Annotated in this window: 14 protein-coding genes; 2 read left to right on the forward strand and 12 right to left on the reverse strand. The window is 34.0% G+C overall.

From position 1 onward, the window contains the following. Positions 1-20: 20 nt before the first annotated feature. Together AAHM80_RS04185 and AAHM80_RS04190 are read left to right on the forward strand one after the other, a co-directional pair. A complete protein-coding gene (locus tag AAHM80_RS04185) occupies positions 21-2,159 on the forward strand; it encodes a hypothetical protein (protein WP_342260374.1) in 2,139 nt (712 codons plus the stop codon). A gap of 14 nt (positions 2,160-2,173) precedes the next feature. Further along, positions 2,174-3,748 carry a hypothetical protein gene (locus AAHM80_RS04190; RefSeq protein ID WP_342260375.1) on the forward strand — a complete coding sequence of 525 codons (1,575 nt, stop codon included), beginning with the start codon at positions 2,174-2,176 and terminating at the stop codon, positions 3,746-3,748. Here the strand turns inward: AAHM80_RS04190 and AAHM80_RS04195 are convergent, their stop codons facing one another. The 12 genes from AAHM80_RS04195 to yidC all read right to left on the reverse strand — a co-directional run bounded on the left by AAHM80_RS04195 (position 3,749) and on the right by yidC (position 25,604). Next, positions 3,749-4,309 carry an IS630 family transposase gene (locus AAHM80_RS04195; protein ID WP_342259384.1) on the reverse strand — a complete coding sequence of 187 codons (561 nt, stop codon included), beginning with the start codon at positions 4,307-4,309 and terminating at the stop codon, positions 3,749-3,751. Next, positions 4,303-4,803 carry a helix-turn-helix domain-containing protein gene (locus tag AAHM80_RS04200; protein WP_342259385.1) on the reverse strand — a complete coding sequence of 167 codons (501 nt, stop codon included), beginning with the start codon at positions 4,801-4,803 and terminating at the stop codon, positions 4,303-4,305. The genes AAHM80_RS04195 and AAHM80_RS04200 overlap by 7 nt, the downstream gene beginning before the upstream one ends. 555 nt (positions 4,804-5,358) lie before the next feature. After that, on the reverse strand, positions 5,359-8,592 hold the full coding sequence (locus tag AAHM80_RS04205; protein ID WP_342260376.1) for a type IV secretion system protein: 3,234 nt from the start codon (positions 8,590-8,592) through the stop codon (positions 5,359-5,361). Positions 8,593-8,619: 27 nt separating this feature from the next. Beyond that, complete coding sequence (locus tag AAHM80_RS04210; RefSeq protein WP_342260377.1) at positions 8,620-11,331, reverse strand: type IV secretion system protein; 2,712 nt, start codon at positions 11,329-11,331, stop codon at positions 8,620-8,622. Positions 11,332-11,354: 23 nt separating this feature from the next. Further along, positions 11,355-14,294, reverse strand: coding sequence for a type IV secretion system protein (locus tag AAHM80_RS04215; protein ID WP_342260378.1), 2,940 nt, complete (start codon positions 14,292-14,294; stop codon positions 11,355-11,357). A 15-nt stretch (positions 14,295-14,309) separates the two neighbouring features. Next, positions 14,310-16,502 carry a type IV secretion system protein gene (locus AAHM80_RS04220; protein WP_342260379.1) on the reverse strand — a complete coding sequence of 731 codons (2,193 nt, stop codon included), beginning with the start codon at positions 16,500-16,502 and terminating at the stop codon, positions 14,310-14,312. 154 nt (positions 16,503-16,656) lie between these two features. Beyond that, the gene (locus AAHM80_RS04225; protein ID WP_342260380.1) at positions 16,657-19,617 is read right to left on the reverse strand and encodes a type IV secretion system protein; all 2,961 of its coding nucleotides are present in this window, start codon (positions 19,615-19,617) and stop codon (positions 16,657-16,659) included. Positions 19,618-19,624: 7 nt separating this feature from the next. Beyond that, positions 19,625-22,042, reverse strand: coding sequence for a VirB4 family type IV secretion/conjugal transfer ATPase (locus AAHM80_RS04230; RefSeq protein WP_342260381.1), 2,418 nt, complete (start codon positions 22,040-22,042; stop codon positions 19,625-19,627). A gap of 21 nt (positions 22,043-22,063) precedes the next feature. Then, positions 22,064-22,351, reverse strand: a complete 288-nt coding sequence (locus tag AAHM80_RS04235) for a VirB3 family type IV secretion system protein (protein ID WP_341747912.1) — start codon at positions 22,349-22,351, stop codon at positions 22,064-22,066. Between the two features lie 98 nt (positions 22,352-22,449). Continuing rightward, entirely contained in the window at positions 22,450-23,364 is a 915-nt protein-coding gene (locus AAHM80_RS04240; protein WP_341751515.1) for an acetylglutamate kinase, read from the reverse strand. After that, positions 23,318-23,926, reverse strand: coding sequence for a ribosome biogenesis GTP-binding protein YihA/YsxC (yihA, locus tag AAHM80_RS04245; RefSeq protein WP_342260382.1), 609 nt, complete (start codon positions 23,924-23,926; stop codon positions 23,318-23,320). The genes AAHM80_RS04240 and yihA overlap by 47 nt, the downstream gene beginning before the upstream one ends. Beyond that, positions 23,916-25,604, reverse strand: coding sequence for a membrane protein insertase YidC (gene yidC / locus AAHM80_RS04250; RefSeq protein WP_342260383.1), 1,689 nt, complete (start codon positions 25,602-25,604; stop codon positions 23,916-23,918). The genes yihA and yidC overlap by 11 nt, the downstream gene beginning before the upstream one ends. Positions 25,605-26,059: the final 455 nt, after the last annotated feature.

The following is a 26,059-nucleotide window of genomic DNA, read 5'->3' on the forward strand; positions in this document are numbered from 1 at the left end:
AAGGGAAGTAATAAAAAAAGATGAAATGGCAAGTTATAGCAGGTATAAGTCAGCAGATTAATGAAGAAGCTAAAGGGTATTTGGTACGTAAACTGGAGAAAGATGCCAGCGTAGAAGTGCCAAATTTATGGGCAGACTTTATTAAAGATACCACTATACACTTGCATCAATCACAGAGCAATATTGAAGTAGCTAGCGATAACAAAACTGGTGGTTTTAACTGTTTGACACAATTTGATGAATTTCATCCGGATTTTTCAGAAAACAATAAACCGTTTATCGAGTATTTTTTAGGCAAGTATGATAAGCGGGCTGTAAATTATCTGCAACAAGCCAAGAACAGACTAACCAGGCGTATGTTGCAAGCTAAGATTAATGACTACCGAATATCTTTAACTGGGCAAATAAGTCATACAGAAGCCAAGCTGATTGATGGTAAACGTAACCATTTAGCAATTGAAGCTATTGAAAAGTTAAAAAATGCTACTTATGATAACCCACAGCTTTATACTAGTCACTTACAAGATATCGTGATAGCTATTAACTCTCTGTCATTACTGCCGCAAGAGCGAGAACAAATGCTAATTAATGCCAAACAAGCTTTAGCATTTGCCTCAGCACTAGGTACTTTAAAGCATTCGCCAGATGCTATATTAAATCCCAATATAGTTGCTGAATGGAAAGAAGATTTATCGCTTGAACAGAGGATAAAGCTGGAGGGGCAAGCAAATAATCTATTACATCATCAGCAATTACTGAGACAACATCAACTTAGTTCTCTTACCAATGCCCATTTGCATAGTATCCTAAATACTGGAGAAGGTATTAAAGGGTTTGAAAATCTACTGCAAGCCAGTTTTAATGCTGGTGATCCACGACTGCAGCAATTCATAGCCCAAGAAGCTTTGTATAAGCAGGCTTTTGTTATTTCAGAACAAATGAAGAACTTACCATTTAACCAATATCAGGAAATATTACAACAAATTGCTCCAAAGGGCGGAGATGTTGATTATGACAAGAAAGAGCAAATATATAATATTTTAGCTGAGAAGTTTAACAGACAGCATAAATTGGTTCAAACAGACCCGGTTAGGCTGATTGAGGAATTGTACGCCGACATAATACCTAAAGCCCTAACATTTCCTCAACGTTTATTGCTTAGAAAACAATTACAACAGCAAAAAGGCATTCCGAGTTACGATCAGAGATATTTAATGGAATCTGAGAGTATTGAGTATTTAAAAAAGATTCAGAGTAAAGATGTTAACCAAATTCAACAAGCCACCGATAGTATAATTAGTTTGCGAGATGATGATACAGGAGGCGGGCAGCAATATGGTTTGGAGATAATGGAAGAAATCTTAAGGGGTAAGGGGGAGCTAGAATGCCTGACTCAATTCTATGCTGAGAGTAGGCTATATAACCGTAAAAATGCGTCAGCCTTCATACAGATGATGACACTAGTTAACGAGCTATCATTAAAAAGTCAGCCTTTATTTATCAGTAATGAGACTACAGAATTTAACAAAGAAATTGATAAAAATGTTATATTCAAGCAATGGAGTAAGGATTTAGCAAGAAGCAATATGCAAAATGAGACAGAGATTAACCAAACACGGCAAGCCATAAAATATTCAGCTAAATACTACCAACGTACTGAAGATTTATCGATTGACAAAGCAGTAAAAAAAGCAACCAAAGAATTAATTAGCGAGGTCTATATGCGACTAGATAGTAAAAATCTGCAAATCCCCCGTCAGGTTGTAGCACAAGGTATAATCCAAGATTTAAATGCTGATTATATAGAGAGTAGTCTAGCAGAGCTGCAACATGGTCTCATTAAAGGAACTATAGCTTATGATTATATTACTAGTTTTAGGGATAGTCGTGGTAGCAATAGTATCGATAATATCAATGAACCAATAGGACAATATTCGACTACAATAGTACAAGAATGTTTACAACAAGGTAAATGGAAATTAACACCTGACAAAAAGAGTGTCTATTATACTTTTCCGACTAAAGATGGTCAGTATCTGCCACTTATGGTAGGAGTTGGTAAAATATTAAAATTTGATTTATTAGAGTTAAATAATCCTCAAGCTTTAGAGCAACAGAAAAAAGAATTGCAAGATATCATTAACTCATATTCATATTAGAGTAGATTAGTAGGATGGAAAATAATGACAGCTTAAATAATTATTCAAATAATCAATTACGTTACTATTCTATTTTAATACCGGAGTTTAGAACTAATAGTGTCGTTGATTTGTTAGGCAGCAGTAAAATGGATGTTTGGCGGGCAGTTAGCCGGCAAGCCTATAAGGATAGTCCAAGCCTATCAACTTTATGGCGAGCTTTTGACCCAGAATATATTATTGATCCTGAATTACGGGATATTGCTGAATATTTTAAAACTAATAATAACAAATTAACCAAGGAAGAATTTGAGCAAAAATATGGTGACTCAGATTTAAAGTATGACCCTAATTTTACCAATCAATTAGTAGAAGATATTTTAGAGAGAAAAAAGCAGCGAGAAATTAATGAGATTATCATTGCTGCAGGTAAAGGTGGATTAGTTGAAGCTATTGGCAAATTTGGAGCTGAGATAGTATTTGGTAATTTGTCGATAATTAACATTGCTGCTAGCTTCATTCCTATTGGTGGGCAAGCAAGATGGGCGGCAGCTGCTTTAAAATATGGCAAACTTCCAACAACATTAGCTAAGGGTTTTGTCGGTGGTGCTGTAGGTCAGACAGCTATCGAGCCATTTCTTTATAATGAACGACATATTGAACAAAGACCTTATGACTTGTCAGATAGTTTGATTAATATTATAGAAAGTGGTTTATTTGGTGCACCATTGCATGGTCTTGGTTATTCGGCTAAATATTTGCGGGACAGACTGTACTTACATTCCAATAAGTTACGTCCTGAAATTGAGACCTTACATCCGATAGTTGATAGTCAGTTAAAAGAGAATATTGATACTGTGCTAAAAGAGTCATCTCCTCAAACAATGGAGAAGATAATAGAAACTGAGCAAGTTGATAGTCAAGTGCCAACAAGTAGCAATACCAACGCTGAAAACATTTCTTTATCAAGATTAGCTGAGTTACAAGCAAAGAAGCTACAATTAATTACGGCAGCCGAGCCACAATTTCCTTTATATTTTGTCCAGCAGAGGAAAATAGCAGAATTACAACAACATATGCATGATCAGTTTGGTACTAATGGCAAGATTGAGCAAATACCAAAATGGTTCTTGGATATTTTACTAGAGGAAAAAGGCAAATTACAACAATTATATCAGGAGCATATTAATAACCCAGTGTTTCAGGAGTATTTGACAGCAGAAAAACAATTAGATCAGCAAATTATCAATAATTTACGACGTCAGCAATGGGAAACTAAAGGCTATGATTTATCGCCTGAGGAGTTATATATAGCAAGAAAACAGCTAGAGGAAGGCAAACATATAAATCTCAAGAATCCACAAGAGGCTGAATCTTTTTACCATGGTGATGATGAGAAATTTGATACTAGCCATGCCTCCCCAAATCTACAAGAGCATCTAGTTTCTTTAGAAGCTGACATAGCCCATCTACCTGAACAACAGAAGGTTACTTATCAAGCAGAAGCCATCAAACAAGATGTTATTTACCAACGAATCGAAGAAATTTTACGTAAAGTTAAGCAAGGGGCAGACCCTTCAGAAGTAGAGGAGTTATACCAATTGCAATAATTAACACGGTGTATTTATCCAGTCTCTATACATAATTGATTTTACTAAATCTACATTATGAGCAAATTGATTCCAAGCGTAACAAGCCATAGTGACGATATCTTCATATACACCATAACATTGGTTAGACAAGAAATGATTTTTGATCCATTCCCAAACTTGTTCCATTGCATTAAGTTCCGGTGCATAGGGCGGAAGCGGTATCAAAGTGATATTGCTTGGCACAGTTAGTTTTTTGGCTGTGTGCCAACCTGCATTATCCGTTAGTAAAGCTATATGTCGGTTGCCTTGAATACTGCGAGAAAGGTCTTCTAAGAATTTATTCATTGCCTGTGTATTTGCATATGGTAAAATTAATGCAAAAGCTTCTCCTGTATCATGGCAAGCAGCTCCATAAATATATGTTGAAATGAATTGCTGTTGCCGAACTTTACGGGGTCTAGTGCCACGCTTAGCCCATATACGAGTTAAGCTACCTTGTTGCCCAACTCGAGTTTCATCCTGAGACCATATATCAACTTTACATCTATCGATATTTTTTGGTAATAATTCTGTTAGCATGTCTGGGAAGTTTTTTTATATGTATTTTGAGTCTCTTGATTTGACTTTGGATGCATTGAACGAGAAGTAATCCAGCTAAAACCAAGGCGGTGCATAGTATTGTAGACTGTTTTTAAAGTACATTTAGCACCATATTCCTCAAGTAACATGATATGTAGCTCCTTTCCAGTTATATACCCACCAGTTTTACTTTCACTGAGCGTATTGATTTTATCAAAAAGAGCAGACTCTTGTATAGTGTTAATCTTCCTAGGGGCACCGCTTCTTTGTGATTCAAATAATCCTTCAAAACCATGATTCCTAAATCTTCTGAGCCATGATTGCACAGTTTTCCAGTGTGACTTCACTATTTCAGATATGGCTTTAAAAGATTTGCCTAATTGAAGGTAATACATCGCCAATAAACGTATACGATTTCGACCATGCGGCTCATGTTTCATCATTTTTATAAAATCATGACCATGAAAACCTTGCGGTAATATTAACCTAGCCATTTGAGTACCTTTATCAGTTAAAAACCCATTTTACACCACTGCGTTAATTATTGCAATTGGTATTACTTGTTTAATATTTTTTGAATTTTTATCAATATTGCTAGCAGTAACCGTATATTTGTACTTGCCTGAGTCAATTAACCAAGCTGATGCATAAATCTTGTTTGTTACAGAAATTATAAACAGGAGTATAAATATGGTTGTTGTTTTCACCCAAATGACAATTAATAGTTTAAATTTACTAAAATACAACTATTATAAATTTAATAAATAGATATTTTAATAAATTTTCAACTAATAAATAATCTTAAGTTCTATATAAAAATTGAATTTCTTATAAAAAATTTTCAAAAATCTATTAGTACCTAAAAAATATATGCTATACTTAATGCTACAATTGTAGTGCTAACGTCAAAACGATGGAGCTACGGCGGGGATCTAAAAAAATCTCCTGAAAGAGGAGGTGTTTATATATTTAACCCCTGCGGGGTGACATAGTAGTGATTGGCAAGGGGTAAGAGACTATTATTTTGCACTCATTTTGCTTTGAAAAAGTTAATCATTTTTTTCATATTTAGGCATTTTAGCATTTAAGCGATATTGATTAATTCCATCAATGTGAGATATAACTTCTTTCTTAATAAGTTCTTTTCTTTCCTCTATTTTCTTTAGTACTGCTTTACTATACTCTAAAGATTGATTATCCCCATTAGCTTCAGCTTTCTTACGCATAATTTCATAATGTTCTTGTCTGCGTGCATATTTATCGTTATCTATTAGTGTCTGCTCAATTCTATAAGCACTGTCAATCATATTACGAGTTTGAGTATCCGTTGCTTTTTCTCGCATGAATCGCTCGCCCATCAACACGGGATTCTCCCCCTTATCACCTTCACCTTTAGCTAAAGCATCATATATCTCAAAGGCAAGTTTTTTGTTAGATAGTTCTGCATAATATGCAATATCTGCTGTTCTACCCTGTAATTCAAGCTTGGCTAGATATTCAGGAGATGAAATATCTTCCTGAACAGCAATGGTTTCTTTATTGATTTTAGTTAGAAGTTCTTGATGTTCCAAAGATATTTGCTGATCCTTAAGTGATTCACTATGGGTTCTAAGTCTTGGATCATTATAATTAAAATCTTCCCACTCTGCTCCAGTTAAGTTACCCTCAAAAGCATCCCGTAAATCTTTACCAACAATAGCAGTAAGTGCTTCTCGTTTTAATCCTTCATAACCAGCATATATTCTCTCTCCTATATTTTTACGCTTCTTATCACGTAGCTCTCTCTTTTCATCAACACGCCTATTCATCTCTTGCCAACTTTTGAGAGGTGCTATATTTTTACCAAATAACCCTATTCCCCTTGCTGACATTGCTTGATGTGTATCCACATAAGCTTGCTGGAAATCTTGGGTAAACTTTGCATCACTCGCTAATTCTCGTAAAGTTTTACCATCTTTAGTTTTCATTAAATCATTAAGTTCTTTCTTTTGCTCTTCGCTAAGAGAATCATATTTTTTACCTTCTCCAAATTTAAGAGCTGCTAAATGATCCTTAAGTTCTGCATAACTACTGCCAGTAAATTCTTTAACTTGTCCATCAGGTTTAATAGTTTCCATAACCTCGCTAATAGCCCTTTGATAATCACTTCCAGCTTTAACATTAACGTCTTTATAATCTATACCATAAGTTCTTTTTACTTCACTTAAAACACTAGATTTTACTGCTTTTGGGTCAAGTGCCTCTTGGGCTACACCCCCCATCATCCAATCTTCATACTGATCGGCAACAAACATACTTGCCTTCTCAGTTACTTGATCTACCCTTTGCTTGACAGCACCGAAAGCATAATTTGCAGGTCTCTCTATTTGCTGTTGAATAGGGGCAAAAGCAGCTTGTCCAATTGCTTGTAAATTTGTTAGATTACCTGAGGTGCTAGATAAGAATTTAGCACTTGAAACAGCTATATCATTAAATTTACTTAGTAAATAAACACATACAAAAATTAACAATAATCCATCCAGCTGAACAAAGTGACCACTGAAAAAATTATCAATTCTTCTTACATCTTTGACTAAATCTAAAAATGGTAATTCAACATATCTTTCTTCGGTACATTGATAAGCTAAACATAGGTTGCCATCAGGCGAGCCATCATCGATGCGATGATCAACAGGCACTAATATATTAGCCTTTGTTTTAGAAAATTTGCCAGCTTTCATTGGAGATGGAAACCACCAATAAAATATTGAGTCTCCAAGACTAGTGTCTAGATCTTCATTCATACTACCAAATATGTCATTTATCGGACCTAAATTTGGGAAGTCATACTTACATACCCCAAAACCAAGTGAAGAATATATTTCTGTTCTGATAATCATTGAAATAAAAGCAATACCAGTAAATAATATAATTGGTTGTAGTGCATAGGAAATCAGCTGTCTTAACCAGTTTTCAAACAATGAACGCGTGATACCAAATAACATAAAGCAAATGAATATTGGAGCCATTATGATAATCATCCCAACGGTTATCAGTGCCGTAAGATATATAATAGTAGCCTTAAATACCATCATGAAGATAAAATAAAAGGCTATCAAGAATAAAATTATATATATAAATCCTAACGGATCGACAAATAGTAATGAAAATAATTTTGCCATAGTTTGCGGGGCTATCATTAAACCTATAATACTCCAAGACCCAGGTCCGGTAGCCGCTGTTTCTTTAATTATTCGTAATATTTCCTCTACCCCTTCCATAAAAAACACGAATAAGTAATCATGAAAAAATTGCCAGCTACTAGTTGAACTAAGTAACGTAGATACTATACTAACTTTTACTATTCTAATTATTAATTCAGTATGTGTGAGATTAACATTGCCAATCAGGAAAGAAAACCCTGTAAACATAATATACAAAGTTAATAGAGCCGAAACAGATACACGATACCCTGGTGTTTTAATAATACCCTCGTAAATTGACCTAACTAGCCCATGATTCTTACCATCACCAAATAACTCAGCTTTTATTAAATTCGTTAAAAATTCAATAGGGTCAGGTCTAGTGTCAGTGACCCCAGATTTAATAACTACACGATACTGACCATTATTATCATCATAAAATTTATCTAAAATCTTAAAATATAATGGGCATTGAACGTATTTAACTTTATCCTCACCTTCATATTGATAACTTATTCCTCCAGCTTTTACTAATTCCCCTCTTTTATTAAGATCATAAAGTTCATAACCAACAAGAGGTTCACCAAGGTGGGCGGTAATGCCATAGGGTGTACGCTGTGTATCCAAAGAGAGATTAGGATTTTTATCACGCTCAGCAATTAACATGTATAGCCCTACACCATTTTTAAATAAACACGGTGCATTACTAATTTTGGCATCCTTACTACTAGTACACATCCTGCCATCTATAAATTGGCATATTTGTAGTCTCTTACAAAATTCAGATAAAGTATTGGTATTCTTTTCTTGACCATACCACGCACTCCAAGCTGATAATTCTGTAGAGTTGTTTTTATCTCCTTTAGAATAATCCCAAGTTTTTACCAATATAGTAAGTGGTTGACCATTTACATTATATCCAGTATTGATCCAAGGAGCTGTTTGATTATCTTGTTGTTGTCCGCTTAACTCTTCTTTTTTATATCTTGAAGAAATTACAAATTTTATAAAGCCAAAATCATCTGCATCAATGCACCTATCGCCAGTACATCCTGAAAGGCACAACATAGAAATTAATAAAATAGCAAAAATATTCTTCATTTATAAAAACCTAGGCTTAAATAGTAATTATTCCTTTTTATTAGATCCACCATCTGCTTCACCACCAGTGTCTAAATCATTTCTTGAGGCAAATATTTTGCCAGTATATTCTTTCTTGCCGTCAAGATCACTTTTCCTAGCTTTATAATTTTGATCTATCACCTTATCTTTAAATATTCTAGCTGGAGCAAAAGCTATATCCTTGACTGGTCTTGCCACAGATTCCATATCCTGCATAATAGATTTTGTAGAATTATCAGGTCTTTGGAAATCACCCTCTTGTCTTGCAGGTGTTACGTTGGTCAATTGAGCAACTACTATAGTCACATAATCGACGAGTCCATAACACATTAGGCAATAAGCATAGAATAACAAGCTACTGGTAAATATTACCAAGAATGTCCCGGTAGAATTTAATAAATCCTGTGCATTATTAATTTCCGTAACATCCGGTGCAAAGAAAGGTATCCCAGGTAAAAATGGTAATTTAAACGAAAAATTAATCGGCATGTTCATATGCGTTAAATCTAATCCTATCTCTATTGGGATGAACGTACTATCCCAACATGCTCTTACCACAATTTTTAAAAGTTGTTCAGACATCACCTGATCTATTAATAGAAAAAATATTAATAATATGGTTGGTTGCATCATGTAACTAAATAAAGTAGATAACCAGTTATCGAAAATGCTTTTTGTCTTCTCAAATAGTACCAAAATTATGAATAGTGGTGCTAAAGATATCATAACCGCAAGACTAATATATGCTATAACGTAACCTATGATAACTTCCAAAATAGCTCTAAAATAAAGCGTCAGAGAATAAATAGTTATGATAGCAACAAAAGTAAGACCATTATGGATTTGGAGTAATTGTATAAATAAAAGCCCCCAAAATCTGCCATTGGTATATTTATCAAATATTGGATCAATAAAACCAAAAATGTTAACTGTAGAACTAGTAAGCCCTACTACATTGGTCATTAGATAGTCAGTACCCTTAATAAAGGCATTAAATAAGTAATTATTGAAAAAGTTCCAACTATCATCTCCTATTAGTATTACTATCAAAGTTATTTTTATAATTCTTGTTAATAAGTCTTTGGCAGTTATTTGAATAGCCCCCGCTAAAAAGGTTAAAGCATATATTATTACGTAAAGAATCAATGCAGCTTTTATGATTCGGTGTAATGTTACATTTTTAGTTAGTTTAGTATAAAAATTCATAGTAAATTTATGAAACTCATCGGTAATAGGTTTAACTGCCCCGTTATATACAATATCTGAAAACCAAGTACTCCCCGTATAATTAGCATAATTTACCTTAATTAACCCCATTACCTCTTTATTAGGATTCTTTACTCTAACCCATAAATAGCCATCTTTGTCAGCATCAGTTGCAAAATCTTGGTTGATTTGTGTACCCACTAGCGATGCAAGTGGTGTCCCACCATCTTTCATTATTACATATTCAACTTCTATGTCTTTTTGTTGTGCATCACTAATACTCTTATCACCATTACCTATTTCCACCATCATAATGTAGCGTCCAAAATGTAAAAAACTACTACTTAAGTCTACAGCTGGGCTACTAATATAAGAACTAAGTTCATTAATATCTGAAAAAGCTCCAATCCAATCACTCATTAAAGGTTTGTCTAGGGAGGTAAACATGCCTTGGATTGGCCAATCAGTTAAAAAATCTAAATCTCCAGCAATATCAGATTTATAATATAAGAAACTCTTTTTTAGAAATTTAGAATATACAAAACTTTCCGCTTCTCTCTTTATAATCTGGTTATTTACTAGTATCCTCATCCCTCTCCCTTGATCATAGAAGCACACTGGAGAGTTATCTTTATCATTAGCAAAATCAGGACAAATTTTAATAATCTGTTGTATAGAACCTTGGGTTAACGGTTTACCAACTAATACTAACTTATCTAAAGCCTTATATTTGGTACTTGCTCCAGTACCCTGACACACTTTATCCCTTGAGGGGTCAATAGAATAACACAATTTTTCTGCAGTTGAATATAGTATTTTATTATCAAGGTTGCTATTTGTATAAAGTGACGGAATTCCTAACATGTTATTGTCAAGCTCTGACTTTAAAAAATCTTCGTCAGTAGCTACACTAAAAAAATCTCCTGCTCCTGCAAGAGTTATATTTATTACATCACCTTTTTCTACCCGAATTTTCTGACGATTTTCAACAAAATTAAAATAGTCTACATAATTCTGCATTTTGCTAAATGCTAGACTTATATAATCTTTAGTTGGATCAGTTGCCTTAAATTTAGGAAAATTAGTAGCTTCATACTTTTTAGTTAAATGATTAAAAGTTTTAATAAATATTTGTGGTCTATTGAACCTTGGATCTATACGGTACATCACTCGGTATTTTCTTGGACTACTTACAGCTCCACTAGTACTCCAGTCAAACTTAATGGCTTTATCTTTTTTGACATAGTTACCAGTAGAATTCCATTCATTTGGTTTTGTAAGGTCTAAAGAAATGCTACCTTCTTGAAAACTATTGAATTTTGGTACTTCTAGACATGCTGAAAATAGAGCTGCAAGTCCACTTAAACTCGAACTCATCCAATCAAATTTAGCATCTTTCTCACTATCATCAGCTTTGACAGGATTACAGGCTAATAGAACTACTAAGGCAATAAACAGTTGCCCTTTAAATAGAAAATCTATCAACAACATTAGATACCTGAAATTTCTCATCCTATTCACTTCATTTTCAGTTATTACTTTGGATTCACATTAGAATCACTTTCATTACCACTACCACTCTCAACACCACTTCTTGGATTCTGATCCTTATTATTACCATCACTATCCTTGGTATCACCTTTTGACCTAGCTTTATTCCCTTTATCAATTGCTTTATTCCTATCTTTTAATCTACCGGCAGCTTCTTTCTTAATTGTATCTCTAGATGCCTGATCTAAACCAACCTTTTTTAAAGCTCCTTGTTCCATTGCCGATGACATCGCATGTCCCATAGATGTTGCAGAAGGTCCAGCGGTACTAGTCAACTTTGCCACCATTTTTCCAGAAAATTCAACATAACCATACATTCCATAAGCAATCATAATTAATGCAATATAATGTTGCATATTCAAACCCATCATGCCAGAACGAGAATCCATTCCCCAAGGTACAAACCAATTGATACAAAAAATCTCTAAATTAGAGAAAATCGCAGGAAGACCTGGGATAGCAGGAAATGGAACTTTTATAGGTAAAGCACATTTCCAACACACACTATAACCAGTTGCAAAATCCAAATAAATTGTAAATAACTGAGTAAGTATAATAATTCCTGCCATTAAAATTACTGGCTCTATCATATATCTAAAAGTAAACCTCACCCAATTATCAAATAAATATCTAGTGAAATCAAATAGCATAAACGTAAGAAACAATGGAGCTACACCAATTAATATAGCGATTGCCATAAATGCCATAATATAAACTGCCACGGCTCGAAGAGCGGTGATGATTACTATCATTGTAGCAATAAATACTATAACAAAATAAATCAATCCACTAAGACCCATAGAGATTAAAGAAAGCACTTGACCAGCAAAAGTTTTACTGAACAATATTTTACTCATTAATGCATCTAGGAACATGAAAGGATTTGTTATCTTATTCGTCGATGAAAACATGCTATAACCACTCATATTGGAGATAATTCCATCTGAAAAATTAGTTACAAAATCAAATATATAATTATTGAAAAATTCAAAAGTACTTTCATTCATTAACCCACTAACTATAGCGATTTTTACTATCCTAATTACCAAATCCTGTTGGTTGATTTTGACCATACCTAATAAAAACATTGCTCCGTATGACATAACGTAAAGAATTAATACGGCTTTTATATAGTTAAAAAAGTTAGTGCAAGTAGTAACTCCCCCACCATAGCAAGTCATATTCTTAAAAATCGTCACAGCTGCATTCTTGATTTTGCCTTTTAATAACTCAAATAAAGGGGTTAAAATATTTAAAGTAAAACTACCAACTTTTTCTGAGGTAAAGAATTGTACTTGGTATCTACCATAACTTTCTTTATAATCCTCTTGTTTATTGTAAATTCTCATCCATAGATATCCATTGGCATTCGCAGTAATTTTTGCATTGCCGTCTGCATAATCCACTTTAATATTACTAGTGCTATAAATTGTACCAGTTTTGTTAGGATTTTCACTATATGGCATTATTAAATACTGCACTCTACCGCGATTATACGTAACATCATTAAAACTATTACCATTACTTCTCCGACATTTGGTCTGTTTAATATTTAATACATAACCACCTGTATTTTTACTATAGTCGTCATATTCTGACCATAAACGATATTGTAAATAGCTCTTTGCCTTACCAGCTAGAGTCCCGTTATAAATGATTTGATATTTAATATTAGCAGCTCTACTATTATTTATTGGATCATAATCTTTGTTTCCAGCAATTATTTTAGCAAATTCATAGCCTGTCCCTAAAGATTTTGCATTAGTTGGAGTCTCACTGTTATCCATTCTATATAACAGACCTGTTGGACCATCGGCAGAGTACCAAAAATATCTTTTATTTTGGTATTCTCCTTCTATGTAAGCTTTATCTTTAATGCTATGATCAACATCAGGACATCTACGAGATGAAGCACTAGAATTGTTAGAACATTCAGGGTAGAAATTAGTAAATAGCTTATTAGTATCGTCACTCCAAGGAGACGTAAAAAAACCATCCTCCTTATAAGGCTCTGGTGCTACCCCCATCACATTAGCCCAAAAAGGTCCCTGATCACATATTGTTTTCCAGTAACTTCCTACATGCAATGGATCTATGTTACAAACAGTCGAGGGCAATTCCCAGTCATATGGCTTACTCCAACACACCTCATGTGGATTAATATTAACACAATCATTCGGATTGTTACAATTTGCCGGCCACTTACAACCACTAACATACTGCCCGGAATATATCGAGTATCTACCACATAATGGACTATATGTGCTTTTGCCTTCTGAACAATCTGCTGTCTCTATAAAATTTTTAAATTCACCATCTTGCTTAACAAGCTTAAAGATATTTTTTACACTAGCCATATTATTTGGCAAATCCGGCAATTTCTTGTGATCCGGTGAAACTGATATTATGACCTTATCGTTAATAAACAATTCAGCTATATTTCGCCATTCATCAGTTTTAGCATCAAAAATTAAGGATAGCGGTTCTACATTAGTTTCTTCAACCCTAGGAATGGCAACTTTGTTACCATTGTCATCCAAATCTGAAAGCTGTTGAATATTATTCTTTGGTACATAAGCCCTGCAAAGGCTTATATTACCGTCTATTTTAAACTTAATCTCCTGTTCATTTGTAACAGCTAGGTTAGTATTTAACCATTCTCCATAATGTTTAGGATCATACTCAGTTTCAATTGAACCATCTGGTTTTGTTGTGGTAGTAACAGTATAGTTTGCTGTTGCGTTAAGCATGATTGTATTAGTAATACGATCAGTACTACCTCCTTTTGCGTCTTCATCATATCTAAGGAGACAACCGTTGGTAATTTTTACTGACCCTATCATCCCAAGTAATACCATAACAACGCTAACCACTAAAGCCGCTATGCCTAATACCATTATGAGTTTTGATAAATTTCCTTTCATACAATAATATCCAAGTTAACCACCACCACCACTCATACCACCACCTCCTCCAGAACCCATACCACCGTCGCTACCGCCACCACTAGAACCTGCCATACCTTCAGCTTTGCCACCACTATCACCACCACCTGAATCTTTTGCTTCTTCTCCTCCTTTTCTTGGTTTTTCTAAAGGATTTTTCTGCGGTGGTTTTCCACCGGAGCTTTGTGCAGCATCGGCAATAAATTCTGCCCCCTTCTTAACCATATCAACTATCTTAGTAGGACTAGCTGTTACAGAATCCATGATAGGACCACCAGTAAGCTCGGCAGCAAACTGACTAATTGATTTTGAAAAATAATAAAAAATAATTGAAAAAATTAATACATAAAGTAAGTCTACTAACAGTGATACGACATCTACAACAATTGATTTAATTGGAAAAAGACTTAAAAGATGCTTCTCCCAACCTTCCCCTGAATAATATCGCAATAATTTATATCCAGCACTATTTTTACAATCATCAGTATTAGCATTTGGTAATCTAAGCTCAAAAGTACTAAACTGAACATCACTGCTATACGTATAGTCATGCCTCATAAACTCACAATTCTTGTATATTGCCGAATCATACATAGTAAGTAACAAGGCAATAAAACCAGCCACCACTGCGGGTTGCACTGCACAAGATATACAAATTTTTAGCCATGCATCAAAATATGCTTTGGTTCTAGTAAATAAAACCATAGGAATAAATATAGGAGAAATATAGGTCATGACATATATGGTAACTAGACATACTAAGTAGTGTGTTATAAAATATAAAATTATTGAAACAAATATTACAGAAAATATTATTCCAGATGCTACTATTATTATTTGTCCAGATAATAATAGACCAAACATTACAGTAAGAAATCTGAATCCTCCCACTTTCCTCAATGCATCCGGAGCTTCATTTCCAGGTTTTTTAAAGTTTACAGGATTATTTTTATTTTTGCCCGGCACACTTCTACTAGGAATGCCGTTTAAAACGGATTCTGTGTTATAATATAGTCCCATACCCAAATAATAACCTATCCTGCAATCAACAGCATCCCAAAGTGCATAAAACTTATACCCATCTTTATACTTACTAGTATCGTACTCACATAATCCTCGAGAGCCACCAGCATTAAAAACTATTTGGGCAAATTGTGGAGTAAGCTCCGTGAGTAATGGTAAACCATACTGAAGCATACCATTTTCGGTAGTTTCCTTTCCACCTTTAAAATATACTGGTCCAAGACCTGTAGCAAAATAAGTGACAACTATTAGCTTCATAACAAAAGATGCTATTTTATCTAAATTACCATATTCTTTGCTTAAAATCATATTAACAGCAAAAAACATAACATATAATATTAACGCCGCCCTAATAGATATTTTCAAAGATTCTTGGAAGGTTGAGAAAGGATTAAGGGCAGTCAAACTAATCTGATCATTTTTTGGATCACAGCTACTATAACGAAAAAAAACTTTATCTAGAGTTTCCTTTACACAATCTACAGCTAAGCCAGAAAAATTAAGTAATGACTGACTCCTTGTAGTACCCATATAACAAGTTTTACCTATATTCCGGCATTGTTCGTTTGGTGGTGCTATCGGAGCTGGTGTGGTAGTATTTTTACAAGCTAGTGGAAGTTGTCCTTTTGAGGTAGCCATAACTAGGCACAATCTTTTATCGACAATTTTTACTGTTAAAATAATATCTTTTAATAAAGTATTTCCACCTAAATCGGGATTATTATCAGTGCTTAACTCACTAAGACGCTTAGAATCATTTAAATTAAGAGTAATAACTTTACACTCTATAGGACTACCATCTTTATTTTTTAAACAGAATTTAAATTGTGGGTCAGTTGCATCACACCCATTAGGAGTACCGGTCATATCAATACTATATAGAAGATGCCCGTAAGCTGTGTTTTGTCTTAAATAATTATCTACTGCAAATGAAACTGATGGACACGGATCTTCAAAACCAGCAAAAACTTTGCTTGAGAAAAGTACCAAACAACATTGTATAAAAACTTTTATGACTTTACCAAATGTACAAGTTTTAAGTAGGTATAACAGCCCTAAGGTATCATTTCTGTTTCCCTTAATGTCATCCCTGCGAAGGCAGGAATCTAAAAAAGTAAAATAACTAAAGCTGTTATTAGATACCTGCTTACGCAGCGACGACATCACCCCTAACAAGCATGATATCACCCTTGACATCGTCATTCCCGTGTAGGCAAGAATCCAATAAATAGCCTGAAAGGCTGTTAAATAGTATAGATTTCTGCCCACATAACATCGAGAACTATTATACCTACTTAAATTTGTACAGTTGGTGACTTTATGAATTTTCATCAGAGCCATCTTTTTTTACATTAGTTCTAGCAGTTGTAGTTTTCTTAGCTGGTCTAGTTTTAAGATAGCTTTCCTTCCTAACTTTTTCCTCACGATTTTTTATTTCTTGTTTAATGTCACCAGCCTTTCCAGCTTGCACCGTAGAATCCTCAAGTCCTCCCAAAGTTTTAGAGAGTAACTCATGGGTCTTTTGCTCTTTTAGTAATTCCTTAGCAGGACTTGATTTCTCTACTGTCCTTCCTAATTCTTGTGTATTTGTTGTAGCTATCTGTGGTGATCTATTAACAAAATCCTCTATTTCTACTATTTTATTAGTTGGAGGTAGAATAGGTTCGTCAATAGTCTGCAAATTAGCCCTTGATTCCCTTGAAGAACCTCCTGCATTTGAAGAACTCGATTCAGATACACCAGCTGCAATAGATTCTGCTATATGACGGGTTGGAGAGATAGGAAGTCCACCACCACCTAGAGACTTACCACCACCTCCTCCTGTTGTTGATACAGTATCTCTAGATGAACCACTGGTGTCTAAGCTATCTTCTGCTGATTCACCACCAGTAGCTTTAGTATCTTCGGCTGATCCACCTCCACCACCCATATCCTTAGTAGCACCTCCAGCACCTCTAGCTGCTTTATCAGCCGCCTGCATTTTACCAGCAGCTCCAAGAGCAGCCATACCAGCTTTGTATATTGCTTGTGGATGTATGGCAACACCACTAAGAGGGACACCTTCAGTCATATCAGCTGCAAACTCTGCTAATTGGCTACTAAAGTGATACATTAAATACAAAGTAAAGCAGGCAGTAATTAAAGCTAGAGCGATATCCTTAATTTTCTCAAAAACTAATTTGGGTGATACAAAGAACATACCGGGTCCCATAATAATGCCCTGCAAAAATTGGTATTTAGATAAATGATCGCTTGTACTACCACTACCTGGTTTTTCTTTCACTATTTCATTTAGGTTATCTTTGGCAAAATCAAAAACTGTTGCTAGTGGATTATTAAGCATATAACCTAGGCTATTTTTACAGCTTTTGGCATCATCTATACCTTTACTTTCATCTTTCGCATATTCATTCCAATTATTATTAACAAAAAATATTTTTACATGCCTTTTTCCATCTCCCCCACTTTCTATACTATTTTGTATAGTTTTACTTGTATATTTACAGTGACCATAAAAACCGAAATCATAAACTGAAAACATCATAATCAGAAAGGTTACCACTACCATAGGTTGTAGCAAAAATGATATTAATAACTTTACCCATGATTCAAAGTAACCACGAGTATATTCAAATAAAAACATTGGCACAAAAAGAGGAGCTAAAACACCTAATATTACTATAGATATCATGCACATCACTGTAGCATTCACCATAAAAGCTCCAACAGAAATCACTAATAAAGGATAGGACAGTGCCAAGGATACTAGAGTCATGTTACCTGAAATAATAGCAGGAATCAGTAAATATACATAAGGTGGGGCTGAAAAACTAAAAAAGTCAAAACTCTTGAAATCATGATTTTTATATTGATTTTCTACCAGTAAAGTTGAGAGGATATCTAATCCCAAATAATGACTTATTCGACAATCTAATGCATCCCACAAGGGCATATAAGAAAGATTTTTATCGACGTAATCTTTGGGATCAAATTTACACAAATCTGATGGAGAAGAATTCATAACCCAACCACCAAGCGTATCTATTCCTCCTAATAATAAAGGAAAAGCCCATTGCACCATACCATCTAGTCGATTATAGTCAGAACCACTACCAGGGGTAATGTTTATACCTACAGAGAAATAGGTCACAAATAACATTTTTAATATAAAATTAATTATTTCATTTTTGGGTGGAATTTCACTAGAAAGTATGATTTTAAAACCAAAGAAAATTACATATATAGTTAATAAAGCAGTAACAGTCCTGTGCATATTACGTTGGAATTGAAATAATACACTACTCTCCCTTTTACTGGAATTAATCACTTTATTAACATCATCGAATGTACAAACATCTTTACTGATCAGTAATCTTGCTGTCATTTCCTTAATACATTCGATTAATGGTGAAGAAATGACTATAGCTGTCTTAGAGTTATTATAAGCCCTTTGGTAACAACTAGAAGATGATAAACCACAATCAACTATTGCCATTGGGTCAGTAGCGGTATTAGGACCTTTCTTAGTTCCACCATCAAGATTCATAAAAGTCGCATAAATCGATTCAGGGTAAGGTTCTCTAATATACTTACAGCCAACTGGTACCCAATCTGCTAATATAGTAGGAGCAGCTACACACATAGTATCCTTTTGCCTTACTACTTTAAAAACAACTGGCAAAGGCACATCCAACATTACATCGGTGTCACCATCTTTTTGATCATTATAAATAGTATGAAATGATGCTTTATTGCTCTTCCATGCTTCCATAATCTCTTCCCACGGATCAGAACCGGTTAATACGGCTTTAGCAATAACAAGAGCAGAAATGGCTATTGCCTGCACTCTAACAGCTGCTAGCTTAACATTATTACAAAATGCAAAGGTTAATTTAGGGTCATTTGGATCAATTTTATTATTTCTTGCACATTGTCCTCCAGGGTAATCTCCATCAAATAATTCATGGTCATTTATTTTAAGACGTAGCATGGTATTTGCATATAATCCTGGCGAAATTATATTAGCAACAGCAAAGGTAAAAAATGATGCTGGTATACAAGTGTGAGAAAATTCTGTACGTAATAAATCACCAATACCTTGAGTTTCACAGGTCAAACCTGAAAGAATATCAATTATAGTATCTAAAGTATCTTTTTGTTTTGGTTCTTCTGCATAACTATTATGGATAATAGTAAAATTTAGTAGACTGCATAGCACTACTATTTTAGCAAATATTTTTGTCCCACTAAGTAAATTTTTTATAAAATTATAATGCATAAATTAACTAAAGTGATTTTACTTCCTCATAAAATACCGGTAACCATTTCTCAGGATCATTACCATATTTCTCTCTAATCCGATCTAACAATAACACTGTTTCAACCCGACCAGAAAGAACATTGATAATATCAGTCATACCATCTAAACTTATTTTTGCAACAACTGCATCTACCCCCTGTTTTATTAAGAAATAACGCGATGTTGGATCTGTAGTTTTTATCAAAATATATTCACGTTGACTAAGCATAAAAGCACTACGATAAATATCAGTTGCCTTAAGGTTTGGTAAGAATATTTGTGTTGCAGTTTGTTGGATCAAGGTATCACTAATCCTGCTTTTAGCTGCATCTTCAACACTTTGGGTAGCAAAAATTACAAAAGTATTTAACTTACGCAAAACCTTTAGCCAGTCCTTAATTTTGGGAGCAAATACTGGATTATCAATCAAAGCCCATGCCTCATCAAGAACTATCATAGTTCTTTGACCATCTAAAGAAATACTAATCCTATGGAAAATATATAGTAGTACAGGAGCAAGACTAACTGGATCTTTTAACAGTTCGGTCATATCAAAGCCAAATACTCGAGCTTGCTGCAAATTAATATTATCTGCCTCATTATCAAATATTCTAGCATGAGAGCCTTTACCAACCCACATAGCAATCCTGCCTGCTAAGCTATTAGGACCATCTATGCCTAAAAATGCTACAACATTTTTTAATCTTCTATCTTTTTTCTCTAACTTAAAATTACCACTTACTGCTTGTGATAAAATCTTATTATCTTCTGATGATAACGACTCTCCATTAGAAGTCACCAATACTTTAAGCCATTCTAATATAAATGTTCTATTCTCCCCAGTATCATCAAGTTGCAAAGGATTAAAGTTACATTCTCCTCCTGGATCAATTGTGGTATAAATCCCATTAAGTGATCTAATAAATATTTCAGCACCGTGGTCTTTATCAAAGAAAAACATTCTAGGTTTAAATTTTTGTGCTTGTGCACATAAAAAATTCATTAATACTGTTTTACCAGCACCAGTTGGACCAATGATCAGAGTATGCCCAACATCTCTAACATGAAAACTGAAATAAAAAGGTGTTCCCGAGGTAGTATCGAGTACAGTTACATATTCTCCCCAGTGATTATTAAAAACCTTACCTAATGGATAATTGTGCATAGATGCAAAACTAGCCATGTTTAAAGTATTTATAGTCGAACCCCTTACTATATAATCCATATTTCCAGGAAGCTGCCCCCAATAACTTGGTTCCATATTAATTCTTTCTCTAACAGGTTGAATTCCAGAATTGGAGAGTTCAACAGAAGCCATAGATAGGGTATCCTCAAGGGATTTTAAATTACTATCAGAGCATAGAAGCGAAAAATGATGCTCTCCAAAACCAATATCACCACTGGTAGCCATATCAAGTGCTCGAGAGATTTCAGCAATTTGTGATACAGCTTTATCCCCTGCTTGAATCATTCTATTTTGTTGTAGTTGCATTTTGCTAATCGCCACTGTCCTATTAGCAAAAACAAAACTTTGGGTCATTACAAACTCAAAAGGCATTTGTAAAAATCCGTCAAAAATTCCAGCTGACGTAGATGGTCCATACTCTAAAATACTTAATATACCGGCGTATCTTCTACCCTTTGGACCACGTGCTTCTATAGATCTAGAACCAAAAAACAATCTATGAGTGGGGAGATATTGGTCTATTGAATTTCTTGGAACGGCCATTTGCATTGAAGATCCACAATTCACCAAAGTACCCAAGAATTCCATAATATCACAACAATAGCCACTATTTGACTTGCGTACGCCAAGTAACCTCGCCGAATAACTATGGAATGTATTAACTACTCTTGAGGACATTTCTCGCAAACTATCCTGCATATCTCGCATGTCATTTTCCCAAGCTGATTTATCAGACTTTTGCATCAGCTTTTTAATGAAATATTCGATTATAGCAACCCCAGCTTTATCTGGTCTATAAAGAATACTAACATATAATTCATTAAAAAACGACCTAGAACCTGCATGTTTCTTACGCCATTCATTTGATAAATAAGTTGTGAAATCATTAGGTACTTTTATGGTAGGGTCAGAGGTATATTCAAGCCCATCAAAAATCACTGGTTTGCGTCTCCTGATCGTGTGGAAATACATCACAATATTGCCTGATGACATATTTTTAAGTAACGAATTCCTGATATTTTTTTTAATATCTAAATCTTCATCATCGGCTGTTTCAAAGGAGAAACCACCTACTTTTACTACTTGTAATAATTCATTATTTTTAGTTAAAATAGTATTACTATCCCAATGGCATTTATAAGGAATAAAATGAGAAGTAGGTTTTTCTTTCCTAGATCTCGACTCTTTGGCTGTTTTTGTTACAGATAATTTTGTCATTTTATACTTTGCTCATAAAACCTAGATACCGTATGAATTCGCTCCATAGAATGATTTATTAGGACACTGACTACATTTAGAAGATTTATTTAAAAGCAATTCTATAAATCTTGGTTCTTTAAAACATATTACATACCCTATCATATGAATCACAAAAGCAACAAGCAAATTCATAACACTATTACTTTGAATAAATAATGACATAGATATAATCATATTAAGTGCTGCAAATTTTATACTCACACCAAATATCATTGCAGGTCTTGTTAAACCGACAAATAACGGGTCTGATACTAAACTGCCTGACATAAATTACCTCTCTTTTGCTTTTTTACCAAAAATTAAATCTATAACTCACTACGCGAATTCGGGATAAGAATTAACTAATTCTTATCCCAAATTGGGGGTCACTCATATTCTTTACTTATAAACATACTTAACAATATCGAATCAGGGAAAGCCGAATTGAGAAAATGTACATAATTGCTACTGTTTTGAGTAGCACTTAAAGCTGCTTCAAGCAAGCTAACTTTTTCAGGATCAACAGTATTATTCAACATCTCTTTCAATACATTAATATCCCTTACTCGTATGTACTTCTCTCCGGCAAACTCTATCCCATCACATAATAATACTAAATGATCTGCATCTAATGAGGAAGCAATTATCGAGGTCGTCAGATTTACATCCAGTAGATGAGTATTGCCTTTTTCATCACTAGCTACTGGTGTTATAACAGGAATAATGTTGCTATCTTCAAAATTTATTAAAATCTCAGGGTTTATTATAACTGGTTCACTGACAAACCCAATATCTATTACAGCTTGATTACTGTCTCTCCTATGTGATAATTTTGATTTTTTAGCTTGAATAAGATTAGCATCTTTGCAGGAAATACCAATAGCATAACAACCTAAACTACAGAGCTTTGAAACTATACGCTTATTAATATAGCCAGACAGAACCATTTCCATAATCTGCGAGCTTTTATAATCGGCTACCTTAATATTATTGATAAATTTTTCATCACAGCCAAACAATTTTAGCGTATCATTTACCAAATTAGTATGATCATGAACTATAAAGATTTTAATGCCACAACTGTCAAGTAACTGTATTACCTCTGCAAAATTCGTTAACAATTTGTCATCATCAATAATTAATGACGGTAGCTTAAATACCATGACTTGGTCTCTAACTTCACTACTACGTCTTATTATGTCTTTAATTAGGCTAGTATCTTTGACACGGGCAAAACCTTTCCCCTCCTTTTCTTTATAATTTAATGCATTTTGCCAAATTAAACTGCAATTCTTTTGCACCTTCTTTACTCCTGCTACTTGTATAAATTACATTACAGGAGTAGCCTAAAGTTGCAAGAAAATTCTGTGTTAACGTCGTTAGGTTTTCTCTATGTGTTACCTTATCCGACTTTGTAAAAACAATTTGAAAATTTTTATTACAAGAAAGTAATAATTTAGCAATCTCTACGTCATTTTGCTTTATTCCTCTTCTAGCATCAATCAATAAATTTACTAATTTGAGGTTTAAACTCGTTCTGAGATAACAGGCTATTAAGATTTCCCACTGCTGCCTTATGTATATTGGTACTTCTGCAAAGCCATATCCAGGAAGATCAACTAAAATAAGTTTATCGGCAAGGGAGAAAAAATTTATTTGCCTAGTACGACCAGGGGTATTAGACACCCTAGCAAGACTTGAATTATTACATATACTATTAATCAAACTTGACTTGCCAACATTTGATTTGCCGACAAATGCAATTTCTGGCAAAAATATGCTAGGAAACTGATTTATTTTTGCCACACCAGCGATGAATTTTACTTCTTGACGGAAAAGTTTTGTAACCTTATCAACCGACATTATTGTCTAACTTATTGATGTAATATTGTTGAATTATCGATAAAATGTTATTCCAAGACCAGTAAATCAGCAATCCTGCTGGAAAACTACTAAACATTACTAAGAAAACCAGCGGCATAAATTTCATTACTTGAGCTTGAACTGGATCAGCTGGCTCTGGACTCATCCTTTGCTGTAGAAACATAGTCAGAGCCATAAAAATGGGCCATACACCAATCATCAGGAAGCTTGGACACGTAAATGGCAGTAATCCAAACAAGTTGAAAATTGTTGTGGGATCTGGAGCAGATAAATCTTTTATCCAACCAAAAAATGGTGATTGACGCATCTCAATAGTTACATTTAACACTTTATAAATTGAGAAAAATACTGGGATTTGTACAATAAGGGGGAGACAACCAGCTATGGGATTAACCTTTTCTCTTTTGTACAATGCCATAACTTCTTGGTTAAGCCTCATTTTATCATCAGCATATAAAGCCCTAATTCTCTCGACTTCAGGCTGAAGATTTTTTGTCTTTTTCATCGAACGATATGATTTATTAGCTAGAGTAAACATTAGCAGTTTTATGATAACAGTTACAATCAAGATACTAATACCGAAGTTACCAACATAGTGATAGAAAAAGTTCATAGCATTAAAAACTGGCTTAGTGATTATATAAAACCAACCAAAGTCAATTGCCCTGTCAAATAGCATAATATTATATTGCTTTTCGTATTTATCTAATAAATCAACTTTCTTTGCTCCGGCAAATAATCTTTGTGATATAGTAAATTTGTTTCCTACTTCTATAGTTTGAGTTGGTGAAATGAAGTCAACCTGATATTTTTCAATACCGTTTTTTATTACACAATTGAAATTAGAACTATACTTACTAATTTTATCCGGAATTAAGGAAGCTAGCCAATATTTATCTGTTATACCAATCCAATCAACAACGCCTTGCGGAAATTTTTCAGTCTTTTTATCTTTTAAGTCATCAAAGGAATGTTCTTTAAGCCTACCATCAATAGCACCAATTGGTCCTTGATGCAGGATATTAGCCACTTTCTCTTTGCCAGTATATTTACGGTTAATTAGTCCATAATACTGAACTGATATTGGCTGCTTACTATCATTTACCGTAGTTTGATCTATGGTGAACAAGTAATTACTATCCATGCTGATAGTAACCAAGAATTTAACCCCATCTTTGTTAGTCCATGATAAATTTACAGCTTTTTCAGGAGTTAACTCATCATTATCAGCCTGCCAAAGAGTTTCGCTATCAGGAAGGATAGTACTGTTATCTTTATTAAACCAACCTATTTCAGCAAAATAAGCTTCTTCTGACTGAGAATGAGCAAATAACACCACAGGTTTACTATCTGGTGATAAATCCTGCTTATATTTCAACAAGATTAAATCATCAAATCGAAGACCTTTTAAAGAAATTGATCCAGAAAGTAATTCTGAGTTTATCTGAATTCTCTTGGTAGCAACAAAGGATTCAGCTTCTTTAGAGGCTTCTACTTGAACATTCTTTTTCTTTAACTCTTGAACTTGCTTATTATATATTTTATTTTGCTGTTCTAATTTTTGTAATCTTGGTTTATCGTAAAAATATTGCCATCCAAAAATAATACCAAGGGACAAGACAATGGCAGCTACCAAGTTAACTATGTTATGATTCATCACGGTCTAAAAATAATTTAAGTTTACTAGAATATATACTACTCGTAAATGAAGAGTTGATAGACGAAGATCAAAATCATGAAGTGCTAGGAGTCGAAGGGTCGAGGAGCGGAGCGTACATTTAGTACGTGAGCACCGAAGAACCCTGAAGACGACAACGCAATTCTTGATTTTCATCGAGTATATCAGAATATTTGATTCCACTAAGTATTTTATATATAATTAATTTAGGTACATACAATAAAAATAGCTCCCTCATCTTAGGATCTTCATTAGACTTCCCTATGAGTTCTATAAGATTTAAGCAAAATAATCAAGAAATTTGATTGATACTCAAAGGGTCATTTGAGTATACGTCTTGATTTGCAATCAAATTCTGATATTATGCGAGGTAAAATTTTAATCATAACACGCGAATTCGGCATAAGAATTGACAAATTCTTATGCCGAATTGG

Origin of the sequence: Candidatus Tisiphia endosymbiont of Metellina segmentata (assembly GCF_964030715.1) — a bacterium.
GTDB lineage: Bacteria > Pseudomonadota > Alphaproteobacteria > Rickettsiales > Rickettsiaceae > Tisiphia.

What these genes read in the sequence shown, in the direction of transcription:
- AAHM80_RS04185 (WP_342260374.1), top strand. Translation starts at nt 21, where the DNA reads ATGAAATGGCAAGTTATAGCAGGTATAAGTCAGCAGATTAATGAAGAA.
- AAHM80_RS04190 (WP_342260375.1), top strand. Translation starts at nt 2,174, where the DNA reads ATGGAAAATAATGACAGCTTAAATAATTATTCAAATAATCAATTACGT.
- AAHM80_RS04195 (WP_342259384.1), bottom strand. Translation starts at nt 4,309, where the DNA reads ATGCTAACAGAATTATTACCAAAAAATATCGATAGATGTAAAGTTGAT.
- AAHM80_RS04200 (WP_342259385.1), bottom strand. Translation starts at nt 4,803, where the DNA reads ATGGCTAGGTTAATATTACCGCAAGGTTTTCATGGTCATGATTTTATA.
- AAHM80_RS04205 (WP_342260376.1), bottom strand. Translation starts at nt 8,592, where the DNA reads ATGAAGAATATTTTTGCTATTTTATTAATTTCTATGTTGTGCCTTTCA.
- AAHM80_RS04210 (WP_342260377.1), bottom strand. Translation starts at nt 11,331, where the DNA reads ATGAGAAATTTCAGGTATCTAATGTTGTTGATAGATTTTCTATTTAAA.
- AAHM80_RS04215 (WP_342260378.1), bottom strand. Translation starts at nt 14,294, where the DNA reads ATGAAAGGAAATTTATCAAAACTCATAATGGTATTAGGCATAGCGGCT.
- AAHM80_RS04220 (WP_342260379.1), bottom strand. Translation starts at nt 16,502, where the DNA reads ATGTCGTCGCTGCGTAAGCAGGTATCTAATAACAGCTTTAGTTATTTT.
- AAHM80_RS04225 (WP_342260380.1), bottom strand. Translation starts at nt 19,617, where the DNA reads ATGCATTATAATTTTATAAAAAATTTACTTAGTGGGACAAAAATATTT.
- AAHM80_RS04230 (WP_342260381.1), bottom strand. Translation starts at nt 22,042, where the DNA reads ATGACAAAATTATCTGTAACAAAAACAGCCAAAGAGTCGAGATCTAGG.
- AAHM80_RS04235 (WP_341747912.1), bottom strand. Translation starts at nt 22,351, where the DNA reads ATGTCAGGCAGTTTAGTATCAGACCCGTTATTTGTCGGTTTAACAAGA.
- yihA (WP_342260382.1), bottom strand. Translation starts at nt 23,926, where the DNA reads ATGTCGGTTGATAAGGTTACAAAACTTTTCCGTCAAGAAGTAAAATTC.
- yidC (WP_342260383.1), bottom strand. Translation starts at nt 25,604, where the DNA reads ATGAATCATAACATAGTTAACTTGGTAGCTGCCATTGTCTTGTCCCTT.